Origin of the sequence: Asticcacaulis biprosthecium C19 (genome assembly GCF_000204015.1) — a bacterium.
GTDB lineage: Bacteria > Pseudomonadota > Alphaproteobacteria > Caulobacterales > Caulobacteraceae > Asticcacaulis > Asticcacaulis biprosthecius.
Genome location: NZ_GL883077.1, coordinates 1,625,077 through 1,641,198, shown reverse-complemented (window position 1 = coordinate 1,641,198; position 16,122 = coordinate 1,625,077). Strand labels below are relative to the sequence as shown.

Genomic DNA, 16,122 nt, shown 5'->3' with positions numbered 1-16,122 from the left:
CATTCCACTGACGGTAACACCCCGCCCACCGCCTTCGGCGGTCCCCCCTCCCCGCAAGCAGGGAGGGCAAGTTGAGGAGCCCATTGTGTTCGACCCAGTCATGCCCGTTACGACAAAAACCACCTGCCCCTATTGCGGGGTCGGGTGCGGCGTGAAGGCTGAACTTTCGCCGGACCGCCGGCTGAAGGTCAAGGGCGACATCACCCACCCGGCCAACCACGGCCGCCTGTGCTCCAAGGGCACGGCCTTGGGCGCCACCTTCGGGCTGGAAGGCCGTATCCTCGAACCGAAGATGCGCAACGGCGACGGCTTCCGCTCGGCCACATGGGACGAAGCGCTCGACGCCGTCGCCCAGAAGTTCAACGCCGTCATCGACGAACACGGTCCCGACGCTGTCGCCTTCTATGTCTCGGGCCAACTTCTCACCGAGGACTATTACGCCGTCAACAAGCTGGCCAAGGGCTATATCGGCACGGCCAATGTCGACACCAATTCGCGCCTGTGCATGTCGTCGGCGGTCGCCGCCCACAAACAGGCCTTTGGCGCCGACCTGGTACCGGCCATCTATGACGACCTGACCGAAGCCGACCTGCTGATCTTCTCTGGCCACAACGCCGCCTGGACCCACCCGGTGCTGTACCGCCGAATCGAGACCCTTCAGGACCAGATCCGCGTCTGCATCGATCCGCGTCGCACCGATACCGCCAAGAATGCCGACTTGCACCTGATGATCAAGCCGCAGACCGATGTCCGCCTGTGGAACGGCCTGTGCGCCCACCTGATCGCCCGCGACGCCCTCGACCACGACTTCGTCGACCGCCACACCAGCGGCTTCTCGCGTTTGATGGCCGCGCTGTCGGCTGATGACCAGAGCGTTGAGGCCGTCGCCGAGGACTGCGGCATCGCGGTTGCCGACCTGAAGCGCTTCTACGACCTCTTCCTGCATACCGAAAAGACGGTCAGCCTGTTCAGCCAGGGTTCCAATCAGTCGACCCAGGGCGTTCACAAGGGCCTGGCCCTGATCAATGCCCACCTGCTCAGCGGCAAGATCGGTAAGCCGGGCGCGGCGCCGTTTTCGATCACCGGCCAGCCCAACGCCATGGGCGGGCGTGAGGTCGGTGGCCTCGCCAACATGCTGGCCGCCCATATGGATTTCGACGACGCCTCAAAGGCGCGCGTCCAGCGCTACTGGGATTCGCCGGCCATTGCGCCGAAGCCGGGTTTGAAGGCTGTCGATATGTTCGAAGCCGTCCGCAGCGGCAAGATCAAGGCGATCTGGATCATGGCGACCAACCCCATGGTCTCCATGCCGGATACCAACCGTATCCGCGAGGCCCTCGAGATCTGCGAGATGGTCGTCGTCTCTGACGTCATCGCCCGCACCGACACCATGGAGATGGCGCATATCCAGCTCCCGGCCGCTGCCTGGGGCGAGAAGGACGGCACAGTCACCAATTCCGAGCGCATGATTTCGCGCCAGCGCCGAATGACCACTCTGCCCGGTGACGTGCGCCCCGACTGGGCCATCATCGCCGACGTCGCCCGTCGCATGAACTCGGCCTGGGACAAGGCCTTCTCCTGGCGCACCCCCAACGACGTCTTCCAGGACTATGTCGGCCTGACCACCTTCGAGAACAACGGCAGCCGCTTCCTGGATCTGGGCGGTTTTGCCGGTCTCGACAATGCCGGCTTCGACAGCCTGACGCCGACCCGCTGGCCGTATGCCAAGGGCAAACAACCGGCGGGACGGCTGTTCGGCGACGGCCGTTTCGCCACGCCCGACGGCCGCGCCCGTCTGATCCCCCCGGTCGCCAAGGCGCCGGCGAACCTGCCGACGGAAGACTTTCCGTTCAGCCTGAACAGCGCCCGCGTCCGCGACCACTGGCACACCATGACCCGCACGGCCCTCGCGCCGGAGCTGAATCGTCATACCTCCGAGCCGGTGCTGGATATCCACCCCAAGGACGCCAGGCGCCTGGGGATCGCCGATGGCCGTCTGGCCCGCGTGACCACCCCCTACGGCGAAGCCATTGCCAAGGCGCGCGTCACCGACGACGTCCGCGAAGGCAATCTGCACCTGCCAATGCACTGGACCAAGCAGTTCGCTCCGTTCGGGCGCTCCAACCAACTGATCAACCCGGCCGTCGACCCGACCTCGGGCCAGCCCGAGTTCAAGCACACCCCGGCCCAGGTCGAGGCCTTTCACGAGACCTGGCACGGCTTCCTGCTGTTGCCGCGCGACTTTGACGGCGACGGCCCCCAATGGAGCGCCGACACGGTGTGGCGCCGGACGGCCCACGCCTTTGCCGACTGCATCGAAATCGCCGGGGTTGCGCCGTTCGAGTCGCAGATGGACGCCACTGTCATGCTGGACGACATCGGCACCGGGGTCACCCGCCGCGTCAATATCGAGGACGGCCGGCTGAACCGTGTCCTGTTCGTCGCCCCGATCCGCAAGCGCCTGCCGTCGCGCGAATGGCTGCTGGAACGCTTCGGCGACATGGGCCTGGACGCCAAGGACCGCGCCGCCCTGCTGATCGGCCGCCTGCCCGGCGTCCAGGACAAGGGCCGCATCATCTGCGCCTGCCGCAATGTCGGCGAAAAGACGATCCAGACGGCAATTGCCGACGGCGCTTTGACCGTCGAAGCCATCGGCCAGACGACCACCGCCGGCACCTCCTGCGGGTCGTGCAAGGGCGAACTGAAACAGTATCTGCTTATTCACAGTGCCAAGGAGTCTCAGCATGCAGCCTAGCACCCGTTCACACGGCGGTTTTGTAACTTTGGCCGGCGCCGGTCCCGGTGATGCCGACCTGCTGACCCTGGGCACGCTGAAGGCGCTGCAGTCGGCCCAGGCCCTGCTGTACGACGCCCTGGTTAGTGAGGATATCCTGGCCCTTGCGCCACAGCGCTGCATCAAGATCTGCGTCGGCAAGCGCGGCGATCGTCTGAGTGTGCCGCAGGAAAAAACCAACGCCCTGATGGTGCGGCTGGCTCGGCGCGGTCTGCATGTCGTGCGCCTGAAGGGGGGCGATCCCTCGGTGTTCGGTAGGGTAGAAGAAGAGCGCGACCACCTCGACCGCCACGGCGTCCCGCACAAGACCCTGGCAGGCGTGACGGCGGCATCGGCCGCGGCGGCGCAGTTCAGCTTCCCCCTCACCCACCGCAGTGAAGCCCGGTCGGTGACCTTCCTGACAGGCCGCACAAAAGATGGTAGTATCGATCTGCGCGATGCCTCGGTTGCGGATCCGGAGATGAGCCTGGTGTTTTACATGTCGTCGCATAATGCCGGTCATATCCAGGCCCGCCTGCTGGGCGCCGGCCGCTCGCCCTTTACGCCGGTGGTGCTGATCGAAAACGCCGGCCGCGCCCACGCCCGTGCCCGCAAACTGACCCTTCGTGACCTGCCCGCCACCGTGGTTGCCGAAGGCTGGGACGGGCCGGTTCTGATAGGGATCGGCGACGCCTTCGCCTATGCCCGCATGGCAGACACCATGTTGGCGGCGCGCACCGCATGACCACCGCCGTCATCCTGGCCGGCGGTCAGGGTCGCCGGATGGGCGGCAACAAGCCCTTCCATGCGCACGGGGCGTCAACCCTGATCGAGGCCGTCATCGCTCGGCTGCGTGGCCAGGCCGGTGCGTTGTATATCAATGCCAGTCACCATCTGACGCCCGAGTTCGAGGCGCTGGGCCTGCCCCTGGTGGTGGACGATGCCGATTTCTCAGCGCTCGGACCGTTAAGCGGCGTGCTGACGGCGCTGGAACTGGCGGCGGCACGCGGTGAAGAGGCGGTCGTAACCGTGCCGTGCGACATGCCGGACCTGCCACTGGACCTGGTGGCGCAACTGGAGTCGGCACCACACACAGACGTGGTTTACTTCACTGGCCGCAGCGAATACCCGCTGTGCGCCCTGTGGCGCACCACAGTAACCGAACGGTTGAAGGCCATGCTGGAGAAAAACCGCGACGGCGGCGGGCTGGCGGTGTGGCGCTTTCTGGAACAGGTCCAAGTGTGCAAGATCATTACCACGGACGACGCGGCTTTTGCCAATATCAATGTGCCGCAACCCAAGTCCTGGGATCAGCGGCTGCCGTAGTTCTTACGCTTAATCGGGGCGGTCGAGAAGGCGACATTGGCCAGGCGGATAAGGCCTTCGTCGTTATATTCCAGCGTCTCGGCGACGATGTGGCTGGACTGGTTGCGGTAGACGATGGTCTGGCCCTGGCTGCCGACGCAGTTGGCGACCATGTCGTATTTGAGGTTGGCAACGCGGGACAAGGTCATCGAAACATAATCGTAGAGCGCCCGGATATCGGTCAGAACGCCGCGTTCCGAAAGGCCCAGCTTCGCGACGAACGGCGAGATGAAGACGACGTTATCAGCGTAAAGTCCGCAGATCGCCTTGGCATCGCGCGAATTCCACGCGGAATGCCAGTCGTGGGCTTTGCGGTCGTAGTCAATGTACATCTGGGCGCCTTTGCGGGTGTTGGAAATCTCGGAAGCAGCTCTATGTCACGGCAGGCTGATCAAATCACCCTTTTCCTCAAGGACGCCATTGGTCAGGAGGCGTTCGAGGCTGTCATCGATACGCGCCTTCAAGGCGGCATTGGTCGTCGCGAAACCCAGCAACCGTGCCACCGCCACCGCCAACTGCCCGCGGCCGGCGCCGAAATTGTCGCTCACCGTCCGTATCAGGGCCGCATGGATCTCGGCGGGCGGCAACATGTCGGGCTTGCGCAGGCCTGTCGACGTTACCTGCGAACGATCGCGGACAACCACCTCGCGGTTCGGAAGATCATAGAATCCGTCGGCCTCGACCGCCCGGCCATCCGCCAGCAATAAGCGCAGCGCTGCCGCACCCACGTTGCGCAGACGTGGCGTCAGCTTGGGCAAAGCCCACAGATCACGCAGCCGGGCAATCACCTCGTCTTCGTGCACCGGGCCTTCGGTTTCGACGATGCGGACCACCGTCTCAGCCAAATGCGTCGCCGGCAAGTCCGTCGGCTCGGTAGCCCGACTGACCTTGAACTGAGCCTCCTGGTACGCCACGCGGTTGTCCACCACCGGCGCGACCGGCGACACAGCGGGCGCCAGGTCCGCCGGAACCAGGGCCGGCGGTTCTGGCGGCTGGAACCCTTCGGCGTCGCGGGCGGCCCAGCTCGACTTTGCGGCTGAAATCGCGGCTTCGAGTTTTTTCAGTTCTTCGTTCGGACGCAGGTACCAGTCGGCGCTCCAGATACGGTGGATGATCCAGCCGTGGGCTTCGAGGACCTGCTGCCGCAGCCGGTCGCGGTCGCGGGCCGAGCGTGAGGCATGGTACTGGGCGCCGTCGCATTCGATGCCCAGCACAAAGCGACCCGGCTTGTCTGGATCGGCCACGGCCAGGTCGACGCGGAAACCCGACGCGCCAATCTGATTGCGCACACTATAACCTGCCTGGGTCAGGCGGCGGGCAACCTCTTCCTCGAAGACGTTGTCATGGCCGGAGGCCGCAATATCGCCGGTATCGAAGCGGCCGGTCTCGGCAAAGGTCAGGAACAGTTTGAGGGCGGCGACTCCGCGGGCGGGGGTGCGTTCCAGGTCGATATCGCCGCCGCTGAAGTTGCAGAAGACTTCGCAGCGCAGTTTGGCGCGCGAGATCAGCACGTTCAGCCGGCGTTCGCCGCCTTCGGCGCTTAAGGGGCCGAAGGCGTGCGGCAGGTTGCCTTCGGCGGTTTTTCCGTAGCCGACCGAGATGAAGATGACGTCGCGTTCGTCTCCCTGGATGTTTTCCAGGTTCTTGACGAAGAAGGGTTCCGCGCCCGTGCCAGCAAAGAAATCCTCGGTTTCGGGGTGGGCACGGCGCAGGGTTTCCAGTTCGCGCAGGATGGCCTGGCGCTGGGAGACGGAGAAGGTCGCCACGCCCAGGCTTTGGTGCGGATTGTCGCGGGCATGGGCGATGGCGGCTTCGGCAACCCTGCGCGCTTCCAGCGGGTTGGTCCGGCTGGTGCCGCGTTCGTAGACCGTGTCGAGGCGATGGTATTTTAGCCCCATGCCAGCCGCGGCGTCATAGGGGCTGGGGACGATATACAGCCGGTTTTCGTAAAATTCGCGGTTGGAGACGGCGATCAGCGACTGGTGCTTGGAGCGGTAGTGCCAGCTCAGCATGCGGTGAGGCGCGCCCTTGGCCAGGCACAGATCCAGAATGCTTTCGGCGTCCTTGGCTTGCAGGGTGACGCTGTCGTCGTCCTCGGCTTCGTCTTCGCCGGTCAGCTTTTTAAAGAAGGCGGTGGGCGGCAGTTGCCGTTCGTCACCGACGACGACCAGTTGCTTGACGCGGGCGACGGCGCCCAGGGCATCGACGGGCTCGATCTGCGAGGCCTCGTCCATCACAAGAATGTCAAATTCGAAGGCGCCGGGTTTGAGGAACTGCGCCACCGACAGCGGCGACATCATGAAGACGGGTTTCAGTTGCTGGATCACCGGGCCGGCGCGTTCCAGCAGGACGCGGATCGGCAGGTGGCTGCGCTTCTTGGCCAGTTCGGCATTGAGCACGCCCAGCGGACCGACACCGGCCGTGCCCCCGATAGTGCTCCGGGGGCGGGCGTCGGCGTGGGCGTGGGCGATTTCTTCCTTGGCGGCTTCGATATGGGCGTGGTCGAGTTGACGGAACTGGGCCACCCGGCGTTCGTAGTCGTCGCCGTCGAAGGCGCGCAGGTCGGGCCAGTCGCGGAACAACAGGTCGCGCAGGACGATCGCATAAGCGCGGTCGAAGGCCCGGACCAGGTCGGCGGCCGCCAGGCTGTTATCGTGCAGTCTATTTTCGTAAAGGTTGGCGACGAGGCTGGGGGCGCCTAGAGCCGCCAGTTGCCGGCCTCGCCAGGCGACGGCGATGTAGCGGTTGAGACTTTCCGGATCGCTGAGCCACCTGGTGTATTGGTTTTCTCGGCCGACAACAGTCGGGTCGAGAGCTTCGAGGTCGAGCTTCAGGGTCTGGGCGGCGGCATCGAGGGCGGCACGATGCTCGGTCGTGGCGGCATAGTGGGCCTGACGGGCGCGGTCGGCTTCGGCGAGGTCGGCATCGGACAGCGCCGCCAGTTTCGGCCAGACGGTTTCGGGTAGGGTTGTGTGCGAGATGCGCCAGCGCAGGATGTTGTCCAACCGCTCCCAGTCGCTGTCGGCGCCCTGCCAGGTGCGGCCCCAGGCGCGACCGAGCGGTTCCGCGGCGGCAAAGGCGGCTTCGGCTTTTTGCCGGGCGATGGCGAGGTCGATCAGTTTGAGGCGCGGCTCGACACCTTCAGGCAGCGGGTCCTTCAGGTAGGAGCGCAGCAGGGCGATCTGGGCTTTGTAGCCGCCGTCAAGAAACCGGAACAGGCCGTTGCCCTTGATCACCACCTCGGCGCGCAAGGTCGTATAGTCGGCGGTCAGGCCGATATCGTTAAACACGGCTTTGGAACGGTGGCGCAGGTCGACAAGGCTCTTGCCGGTTTCGATCAACTGGTTGAGCGCCTTGGGGTTGCGCCAGGCGTCGTCAGTAAAGGCGGTGCGGTCGGCCTCACGCGGCGGGGGCGTGAGTTGCAGGAAGGCCAGCAGCCTTTCCAGTTCATTGACAGTGCCGGGCGGCGGCGCGCCGAACAGGCGGATGGCGACCTTCGCTTCCTGGATGGCCTGACCCAGGGCGGTTTGGGCGCGGATAATGTCGCGGGCGATCTGTTCGGTCTGGGCCGGGTCGAGGGGATCGGCGCCGGCGCCGCGCCAGGCATGGTCGGACAGCGGGCCGGTGGCGGCAAGACGTGCAGTGATGTCTTCTGCCAGGCTCCGTCGTTTGGCGACATCGTCCGGAGTCCAGGTTTCAGCGTCTTTGAGCGGCAGGGCGGTGACAACTGATTGGACGATCAGGCGGCCGAGGATCTGTTGCGGCGACAGGCCGGACGGTTGCAGCGGCGTGTGCAGGCGGGCGGCGAACCCGTTGAGATCGTCGGTGGCCGCGGCCAGCTTGTCCTCGACCAGGGGATCGCGCCGCGGCGGCAGGAGGCTGGCTTCGCGGGTGCGTTTCAGCTCTTCGAGAACGGCGCGCTTGCTGATCTTGTTGGAGTGCAGTTCCAGGGTCAGCGGGCCCAGGCCGACCTGTTTCAGCCGGCGGTGGACGACGTCGAGCGCGGCCATTTTTTCGGCGACGAACAGCACCTTCTTACCGCGCGCCACGGCGGCGGCGATGATGTTGGTAATGGTCTGGGACTTGCCGGTGCCAGGCGGCCCCTTCACAACCAGAGTGCGGCCGGCGGCGGCTTCGGCGATTGCCACGGTCTGGGAACTGTCGGCGTCGACAACATGGTGGCGGCGTTGGGGCGGGATGACATCGTCAATGGCGGCATCATCGGGGACGATGGGATAGCTTTCCGGAAACCCATCGCGCAGAAGCGCGGCGATCAGCGGGTGGCCGGATAAAGGGGCCTCCTGAGGCCAGGTATCCGGGTCGAGGTCGCGGTACATCAGGAACTTGGCGAAGGAGAAGAAGCCCAGCACCATGGCGTCAGGCAGGACTTCCCAGCGCTTTTGGCCGGCGACGGTGTCGGCGATTTTGGCGAAGTAGGCGGCGAGGTCCAGTTCGTCCTCGTCGGGGAAGTCTTCGATGGTCAGTCCGAACTCGGACTTCATCTTGGCCTGGAGCGTCAGGTTGGGCGACGGCGGTTCGTCGCGGTCGCGCAGCTTGAACTTTTCGGCGGCGCTGCCGCGTTCGAGTTGCACGGGCAATAGCACCAGGGGGGCGTGGCGGACGATGTCGGAGTCGTCGGCGTCGTACCAGCGCAGCAAGCCCAAGGCGAGATAGAGGATGTTGACGCCCTGCTCCTGTTCCAGGGTCTGGGCGTCGTACCAGACGTCGAACAGGCGCTTTTGCAGCGCTTCGGAGGTCAGGCGGGTCTGAAGTTTGGTGTCGGTGTGGCGAGTGGCTTTTTCGACGGACTCGTCGGCGGGCTGGGCCAGGCTGTCGCCAAGCGACTCTTCTGGAGTGAGGTTCTCCTGGTCTTCGACGCCCAGTTGGGTGCCGGGCAGGAAGGTCATGGCCCGGCTGTCGGTCAGGATGCGGAAGACCTCTGCGGATTTCTCATCGACGATTTCGACGGTACGGCTTTGGGTCAGGCGCAGCGGCACATTGAGCAGCCGGTTGCGCGTCGACAGGTCGAGCAGCGCTTGGCGCTCCTTCAAAAGCCGGTCACGCAGGGAAGTCGGGGGGGATGTCGGGGTATCGCCGTCTGCCATATCGGTCCTCCGTATGGCAGTCTATAGGGCGCGGGCAGAGTCGCACAATGCGTGAGTTACAATCTTCTTGTGACTTTACAGATCGCACCGGTCATAGCCATGCAGGCGAAAGCGCAGATACCCAAAGGCCGCATAGAGTCCGCGCGCCACGGGGCGTATGACGGGAAGCGAAACCAGGTGCCCCAGCCAGCGGAAGCCAGGAATACCTTTCCAAAGGGCTGCGAAGGCATCGGCACCGGTCAGACACTGCCCCTTGTCATCGAAGACGTGGATCGCCATCAGGGCATCTTTGCGATGCACCTTGAGATCCGCCAGGGCGGCATCATCGGTCATGACGTCGACCCAAGTAAAGCGGCCATCGGGCGCGATCTTGCGGTAGAAGCTGATTTCATGCCGGCACAGGCCGCACTTTCCGTCGTACAGAACCGTGATCATTGACCACCGGCCGCGTTGTTCCGCTGGGCTTCCCGCACCGGGATCATAAGTTCGTTGCGGCGCAGGAACCACAAGGTCCAGGGCGGATCGTAGCGCGCCAGGGTCACCTCCCCTTCGGCGACGAGCTTTTCGGCGGCCACCCAGGCTTTGAGTTGCGTGGTGCGCTCGGCGATATCGCTTTCCCCGGCCAGGCCCGAGAAACGGACCACCGCAAAGCGTTGCGCCGGCACGGGAACCAGTTTGACGCGCGCATCATTGGGCTCCGGGAGCGTTTCCATCGTGTAACGCGCCGGCATGATAAAGCGCACGGTCCACGCCCCACCCTCCCCCGACTGGGTGACGGGGGCTGTCATGGCAATCTTTTCGCTTGCCGCAGACTGGGTGACGGGCGCCGTCATCGCCACCTTCGACTTTTGCCGGTTGTTGCCGAAGATATAGTCGGCGATCAGCCGAAATCCGGAATTTATCGCCTGATTGCGGTCGCCTTCAACGCGCACTTCCGCGGCGATCATGGCATCATAGTCGCGCAGCGCAAAGTCGCCGTCGGACCTGACCGTTTTGAAGGCCGGCTCTTCAATAGCCATGGCGTGCCCCGCAAAGACGGCGACGATCGCGACCGTCAACGCGATCCATAGTTTGTGCCATTGTTTGGTCATCCAGCATCCTCGGCCCCGTGAGCCATCACCGCGTCAACAGGTGTGCGGCGTTGTTCCCAGCGTATACGATCGCGAGGTGCGACTGGATGTGTCCACGCCCTGCTGGCGGGCCGGACGTCTACCTCTTCAGCTTCTTCGCCCACTTGAAGCTATCGAGCGGGATGGCCTTGGCCATGGCGGCGCCCCCTTCGGTATCGGGGTGCAGGTGATCCGACACGTCAAAGTCCGGCAGCAGATAACCCGGACGGGACGGATCTTCGACCGCCTTGTCGAAGTCGAACACGCCGTCAAACACCGTCTGTTGCCGGATCCAGGCATTGACGGCCAGCCGTTCGGTCTCCTTGGCGTCGCTGTAATAGTCCTTGAACACCGTGTCCTTGAACGGCGTCAATGTGGCGACGTAGATGCGCAATCCCTTCGAATGGGCGCGGTCGGCCATCTGGCTTAAGCCGGCCATGATGTCCTGCGCCGAGACATATTGATCGTGGCCCGGACCGGCGGCATGGCCCAGGTCGTTGATGCCGATCAACACGATCACCGCCGCCGCATTGGGCTGGGCCAGGACATCGCGGTCGAAGCGCGCCAGGGCGGCCTCGCCGAAGCGCGACCAGTTGCCGTGGTGCCAGATGCGGTTGCCGCTGATGGCGGCATTGACGACGCTCAGGGGGATGCCGGCGTCGTCCAGCCGGCGGCTGAGGACGTCGGGCCAGGTGGCGCCCTGGTCCTGGGCGATGCCGAAGCCGTCGGTGATCGAGTCGCCAAACGCAATCACGGCGGCGCGGGACTTGCTGTTTGACACATCGACCCCGGCCAGCCACGGGAAGGACGCGCCGATACCGATATCGGCCGCCGGTCCGGGGATGTCGGCGGCGGAGGTCTGGCGGCCCTTGGCGGTGAACATCACGGCGCGCTGGATGTCGTGCAGGGTGGTCAGGGGCACGGTGCCAGACGCATAGAGGCTGACGGCCAGATCGGAATTGTCAGCAACGTCGAGGTCAATGGGATCGCTGACGGCATAGGCGCCCGGCGCGATCATCACTTCGCCAAAGCCGTTGAAGGTGACGGCGCGGTCGGAGGCAGTATCGATGCGGCTACCCGTATCGCGACGGGCGACGCGAACCTCGTCGAGTTTCAGCGGCGTCTTGCCGTAGGCATTGGACAGGCGGATGCGCACGGAGGTGCCGCCGGCCGAGACCCGCACGATCTGGCGCAGGGTCATATCGGTCAGCTTGGCGTCGGCGTAGTCGGGCTCGGGGGCAGCGTACCAGGCGGGGATCCACTTCGGCGTCTCGGCGGCTGCGGGTAAGGCAATGCAGGTGACGGCCAGGGCCAGAGCGACGGGTCGGAAGAAGGACATGCGAGTCACCGAAAGTTGGAACGGTGAGTCGTTATAGCGCAACCACAGGCGAAGGCCAGTCGTGGAACCCGCGCCGATTTAGATCAATCAGAGGTACTTCCCGTGATGATGCCCGCATACAGATGGGTGTTTTCATCGAAGATATCTACAACGCAGACCGACTTCACTCTGCTGTCGGCAGCAAATCACCCATTGCCTTCAAAGCCCAAATCGCAAAAACGTAACGTGTCTACCGCCTAACCGTGACCGCTCCGTCGCTGACAATCTTGTGTCTCACTTTACGGGTGCAGCCAATACGGCGGCCCCAAATTCTTAGTCACCAAATTTTCCCATAGAGCTTAAAAAATCCGATTGAATTGCAAATTCATTCAATTAAATGTTGATTTTTGCGATATTGCGAGGAGAAAAATTCAAATGGCGACTCCAAAAGCCAAAAAGCCATCGTATTCAACAAAGCAATTTTTCCTCGACGACTACCCCAGGACGTTATTCCCGTTGTCAACGAATAAGATTATTATCGAGAACGGCGAAGATAAAATTGTACAATATATAGATGAATGTAATTCTGGCACGCGATCTTTTTTGCCACAATACAGGGTATACGCGTCCAAAGATCCAACACATCTTAGAAGAACTGTAAAACTAGACCCTATAGCAGAATATTTTATATACGACATAGTTTACAAAAATAGATCTCTATTTAAAAAGCCGCACAACACTGACAAATGTCACTATGGATATCGCTTCAAAGATGGAATACCAAGCTTGCCATCGGAAGATTTTAGCAAATTCAAATTTGACGTATGGGCTGAATCTTTCTTAAAAAATTATTTCATTGGATTCGACGTAAGCACATACTTCAACTGCCTATATCACCATGATTTAGAAGCTTGGCTAGCCGCCCTTGGCGCCTCGAACGATGATGTAAAGTTATTCTCAAAATTTTTGCGAGAAATAAATTCCGGTCGTTCGGTCGATTGCCTTCCACATGGCCTCTATCCTACAAAAATGATTGGAAACGATTTTTTGCGGTTCATAGAAGAATCAAAACTACTCAACTCTGAAAAAATACACCGCTTTATGGATGACATATACATCTTTAGCGACAATAAAGAACAAACGATATCTGACTTCAACACAATTCAGAGGCTGCTAGGCTTAAAAGGCCTAAGTATAAATTCCGCAAAAACAACCACATTAAAGCCAAAAACTGAACAAAATGAGGAAAATATTTCAGAAATTAAAAAAAGATTGCTGAAAAAAAGGAAGGCAATGTTGGCAAAAAACCTGTACGATGACTATGAAACAGATGAAAAAATAGATGAAAAAACACCAATATCAGAAGAAGAACTGGAGTTTATAAACACTATCCTCAAGAGTGGAGACCTAGAAGAAGATGATGCTGAATTAGTACTAACAACGATGAGAACACACACAAGTGATGTATTAGATAGCCTACCAGGAATAGTATCTAGATTTCCACACTTGGCAAAAAATATATACAGATTTTGCGCAAGAGTGAAGGATAAAAATTTTGTGGCGAACCTCGTTCAAAATCAACTGAAGAACAAAACACTTCAGGAATATCAGTTGTTCTGGTTTGGAATGATGGTGGAGTCATACCTCCTTGGCACAGACAATGCTGGAGATCTAATGGTTGAGCTCATTTCACATCCTAATGCAACTGATATTTCTAAAGCAAAAATCCTCGAAATTCCAGAATTACGCTATGGAATTCCCGAAATTAGACAAACGCATCTAAGTTCCGGCAGGTCTGATTGGTTATCATGGTCATCGGCTGTCGGCTCGAGAAGCATCAAACCAGCAGCTAGGAACTATCAACTTAGCTATTTTATGAAATCATCACCAATGAATCAACTTATTGGAGACGTGATAAAGAACCTTACATAAATGTCCTCTTACGTCCAGATTGTTGGGCTTTTCATGTTCGTGCAATTCGCACGATCACTTCGCTGAATCCTCTGAAAGGCGCGTCTACTAGGCCATCTGTGCCGAATTGGTTAATTCGGTCGAAACCACTCTCTACAAATAGCGGTCCGATGCGGTCCCGTCGCAGGCTGGGGCCAGGAAACTGCTCTTCAAGCGAGGCCGTTCATAAAGCACGCTCGATTAAGGTAAATGCCTTGGGAGATTTCAGGGTGAGATTTCGTAAGAGCATCAAATCCCGGACGTGCTAAGCGCGAAAATAGGTCGGTGCTTTTCGTGATCGACTTCGGTGAAGGCACGTTTGCGCAGGAACCGTTGCAGGCGCGGATTGCGTTTGGCGCAGGTCAGGGCGTAGACGTGCCAGTAGATCGCGCGCAGGTACCGGTCGGCGGCATAGGCTTCGACGGCTTTCCGGAACAGTAGCAACACGCCTTCGCTGCCGCCGTCGATATGGGCCAGTTCGACCGTCAGTTCCTCGCTCGAGAAATTGCCGTCGCCGCTCATGGTGGCGCCTACGATTTGGCTTGTCACGTGCTGGGTGTCGTGGTTCATCAGGCGAATGAGCGACATAAACGATTATCTCATCGATCAGGCCGGGAAGGACTGGGGTGACTTGCTGTCGGGTTGGCGGCAAGCCTTGCCGGGGGACTTTACGCTGTGGATGGTGAACCGGTTCGGCGACCTGATCCTCGTGTTCGAGGACGGCACGGTGCATTTTCTTGACGTCGGCATGGGTCAGATTGGGCAGATTGCCGAAAGCCGGGAGCATCTTTTCGAGGTCATCGACCAGGGCGACAACGCCGCGAACTGGCTGATGATGCCGTTGGTCGATGCCTGTCGTGCGGCGGGGATGACGCTGTCGCCGGAGCAGTGTTATGGCTACAAGACACCCCCGCTTTTGGGTGGAACTTACGACCTCGACAATATCGAGTTGACGGATTTGTCCGTACACTATGCGTTGCTCGCCGACATGTGGCAGCAGACCAAGGACCTGCCGGAAGGAACACGCATCAAGGTGGTGATTGCGGATTAGGGCGTTTGACCCTGGCTTACGTGCCCTGTTGCCCCCCTCCGTCCCGAAGCGTTTCGCCCTTTGGGCTCATTTGCCCCGCAAGCGAGGGAGGATATCGAACATCGGCACAGGCAGCCGAGACTCGACAAACGGTCCGGTGTGTCGGTACAACGGATGCGGGTGTTTGCGGAGGGGGTTATGCACATCACACGACGAGGGGCTTTGGTGGGGGCGTCCGGCCTGCTGCTGAGCGCAGGTTACGCCGCGGCGCAAAACAGTATTGACGAAGCAGCCCCTGCCGATCGGCCGCTGGAAGGCGACCGCATTCATTACGCCAAACGGGACAGCGCGATTGACGCGGCCGGCAAGTGGGTCGTGTCGTGCAAGCACGCCTCGGTCAGGAACGAGACCCGCTACCGCAACAACGACATCAGCGTTGTGGAAGTCGCCAACAACAAAGAACGCATCCTGCGTTTCACCGGGTTTCACGTGGCCTATGGCTGCGCCATCAGTCCCGACGGCCACAAGTTGGCCGTCCTGGTGCAGAACAGGCGGCATGATAACCATCTGGTGGTGCTGGATGCCGGGACGCTGGAGATTTCGGACGTCTATCATACGCCCAAGTCGCTGTATCTGATGCCGATTTTCGTTGGAGACGGACTGTTCTGCTTTCGGACCGAACCGGCCAGCGAGCTGACCCTGCTGACGCGCTTTATGACCTGTACAACGGAATCGAACGCCAAGGACGAGATCTACCGACTGTATCGGTTGGATAAGGGACAAGCCGAAGCGGTTTCCGATCTGCGGTTTTACATCCCGCATGCCATCCGCAACAGTGGCGGCAGCCTTGTGCTGGAGAACGACTACAACCTGTTTGCCAACCGCTATCTGAGCGACAGGGATCACCCGGTGTCCAGGACGGAGATCGCTGGTTTTGGCAGGCTGTACCAGTTCCCGGCCTTTGTGCCGATGAGCGTCATCTGTGGCGGCAGCGGGCGGACCTATCTGGCCAATGACAACCTGTTCAGCCTGGAGGTCGGTCTGGACGATTTCGTCGGGTTCTTCGATGCCCTCAACGTATCGCAGTACGAAGGCCGGTACCGTGTCCCGGCGCAGTTTGAAGCGGCTTTGAACGTGAAGGCCGTCAGCGATTTTGCCGTGAACGGGTATGAGTATCCGAATTTTTTGACGTCGTGTGAAGACCGCTATCTGTTCACGGGCGTCAAGCCGGGCTCCGGAGCGCCGGCAGAGATTATCCTCTGCGATGAGACGATGGCGATCGTTCAGACTGCGCCGTATTATCCGGATGTTTGGGAGGTCGTGGAGATCGACGGATTGCGGGTGTAGACTCTCGAACGGGCCATACCCGGCAGGCACATTCAATCATAATTTATTGTTTTTATTGCGATTACAACTATTTTCTCGCGAAGCCTGGAATGGTAGACAACGCGCACGATCACGGCATGGGAACC

General features: G+C 60.7%; 12 protein-coding genes. 6 read left to right on the top strand and 6 right to left on the bottom strand.

The window, feature by feature from the left end; all coding sequences use genetic code 11:
* Nucleotides 1–100 precede the first annotated feature (100 nt).
* From ABI_RS07810 to mobA, 3 genes are read left to right on the top strand one after another with little or no spacing between them, the layout of a single operon-like run.
* Nucleotides 101–2,755: a nitrate reductase gene (locus ABI_RS07810; RefSeq protein WP_040308697.1), complete on the top strand. Its 2,655-nt coding sequence runs from the start codon at nt 101–103 to the stop codon at nt 2,753–2,755.
* Nucleotides 2,745–3,518: a uroporphyrinogen-III C-methyltransferase gene (gene cobA / locus ABI_RS07805; RefSeq protein WP_040308696.1), complete on the top strand. Its 774-nt coding sequence runs from the start codon at nt 2,745–2,747 to the stop codon at nt 3,516–3,518. The genes ABI_RS07810 and cobA overlap by 11 nt, the downstream gene beginning before the upstream one ends.
* Entirely contained in the window at nt 3,515–4,099 is a 585-nt protein-coding gene (mobA, locus tag ABI_RS07800) for a molybdenum cofactor guanylyltransferase (protein WP_006272359.1), read from the top strand. The genes cobA and mobA overlap by 4 nt, the downstream gene beginning before the upstream one ends.
* On the opposite strand, the gene ABI_RS07795 is transcribed toward mobA, so the two are convergent.
* The 5 genes from ABI_RS07795 to ABI_RS07775 all read right to left on the bottom strand — a co-directional run bounded on the left by ABI_RS07795 (nt 4,084) and on the right by ABI_RS07775 (nt 11,691).
* Nucleotides 4,084–4,470, bottom strand: coding sequence for a nuclear transport factor 2 family protein (locus ABI_RS07795; protein WP_006272358.1), 387 nt, complete (start codon nt 4,468–4,470; stop codon nt 4,084–4,086). The genes mobA and ABI_RS07795 overlap by 16 nt on opposite strands.
* A 45-nt stretch (nt 4,471–4,515) precedes the next feature.
* Nucleotides 4,516–9,243, bottom strand: coding sequence for a DUF3320 domain-containing protein (locus ABI_RS07790; RefSeq protein ID WP_006272357.1), 4,728 nt, complete (start codon nt 9,241–9,243; stop codon nt 4,516–4,518).
* A 75-nt stretch (nt 9,244–9,318) separates the two neighbouring features.
* On the bottom strand, nt 9,319–9,678 hold the full coding sequence (locus ABI_RS07785; protein WP_006272356.1) for a thiol-disulfide oxidoreductase DCC family protein: 360 nt from the start codon (nt 9,676–9,678) through the stop codon (nt 9,319–9,321).
* Nucleotides 9,675–10,334, bottom strand: a complete 660-nt coding sequence (locus tag ABI_RS07780) for an SOUL family heme-binding protein (protein ID WP_006272355.1) — start codon at nt 10,332–10,334, stop codon at nt 9,675–9,677. The genes ABI_RS07785 and ABI_RS07780 overlap by 4 nt, the downstream gene beginning before the upstream one ends.
* A gap of 118 nt (nt 10,335–10,452) precedes the next feature.
* The gene (locus tag ABI_RS07775; protein WP_050808221.1) at nt 10,453–11,691 is read right to left on the bottom strand and encodes an SGNH/GDSL hydrolase family protein; all 1,239 of its coding nucleotides are present in this window, start codon (nt 11,689–11,691) and stop codon (nt 10,453–10,455) included.
* 414 nt (nt 11,692–12,105) lie between these two features.
* Here ABI_RS07775 and drt5 point away from each other — a divergent pair, with 414 nt between their 5' ends.
* Nucleotides 12,106–13,602: an antiviral reverse transcriptase Drt5 gene (gene drt5 / locus ABI_RS24290; RefSeq protein ID WP_006272353.1), complete on the top strand. Its 1,497-nt coding sequence runs from the start codon at nt 12,106–12,108 to the stop codon at nt 13,600–13,602.
* Between the two features lie 267 nt (nt 13,603–13,869).
* On the opposite strand, the gene ABI_RS23520 is transcribed toward drt5, so the two are convergent.
* Nucleotides 13,870–14,208: a hypothetical protein gene (locus ABI_RS23520; RefSeq protein ID WP_006272352.1), complete on the bottom strand. Its 339-nt coding sequence runs from the start codon at nt 14,206–14,208 to the stop codon at nt 13,870–13,872.
* Here ABI_RS23520 and ABI_RS07765 point away from each other — a divergent pair.
* Nucleotides 14,198–14,671, top strand: a complete 474-nt coding sequence (locus tag ABI_RS07765; protein ID WP_006272350.1) for a DUF1851 domain-containing protein — start codon at nt 14,198–14,200, stop codon at nt 14,669–14,671. The genes ABI_RS23520 and ABI_RS07765 overlap by 11 nt on opposite strands.
* Nucleotides 14,672–14,848: 177 nt before the next feature.
* Nucleotides 14,849–15,997 (top strand): hypothetical protein, encoded by a 1,149-nt coding sequence (locus ABI_RS07760; RefSeq protein ID WP_157138742.1) that lies wholly within the window; start codon nt 14,849–14,851, stop codon nt 15,995–15,997.
* The last annotated feature ends 125 nt before the right edge of the window (nt 15,998–16,122 follow it).

Bases quoted from the DNA above. Each gene is read 5' to 3' on its own strand.
- ABI_RS07810 (WP_040308697.1), top strand. From the start codon at position 101: ATGCCCGTTACGACAAAAACCACCTGCCCCTATTGCGGGGTCGGGTGC.
- cobA (WP_040308696.1), top strand. From the start codon at position 2,745: ATGCAGCCTAGCACCCGTTCACACGGCGGTTTTGTAACTTTGGCCGGC.
- mobA (WP_006272359.1), top strand. From the start codon at position 3,515: ATGACCACCGCCGTCATCCTGGCCGGCGGTCAGGGTCGCCGGATGGGC.
- ABI_RS07795 (WP_006272358.1), bottom strand. From the start codon at position 4,470: ATGTACATTGACTACGACCGCAAAGCCCACGACTGGCATTCCGCGTGG.
- ABI_RS07790 (WP_006272357.1), bottom strand. From the start codon at position 9,243: ATGGCAGACGGCGATACCCCGACATCCCCCCCGACTTCCCTGCGTGAC.
- ABI_RS07785 (WP_006272356.1), bottom strand. From the start codon at position 9,678: ATGATCACGGTTCTGTACGACGGAAAGTGCGGCCTGTGCCGGCATGAA.
- ABI_RS07780 (WP_006272355.1), bottom strand. From the start codon at position 10,334: ATGACCAAACAATGGCACAAACTATGGATCGCGTTGACGGTCGCGATC.
- ABI_RS07775 (WP_050808221.1), bottom strand. From the start codon at position 11,691: ATGTCCTTCTTCCGACCCGTCGCTCTGGCCCTGGCCGTCACCTGCATT.
- drt5 (WP_006272353.1), top strand. From the start codon at position 12,106: ATGGCGACTCCAAAAGCCAAAAAGCCATCGTATTCAACAAAGCAATTT.
- ABI_RS07765 (WP_006272350.1), top strand. From the start codon at position 14,198: ATGAGCGACATAAACGATTATCTCATCGATCAGGCCGGGAAGGACTGG.
- ABI_RS23520 (WP_006272352.1), bottom strand. From the start codon at position 14,208: ATGTCGCTCATTCGCCTGATGAACCACGACACCCAGCACGTGACAAGC.
- ABI_RS07760 (WP_157138742.1), top strand. From the start codon at position 14,849: ATGCACATCACACGACGAGGGGCTTTGGTGGGGGCGTCCGGCCTGCTG.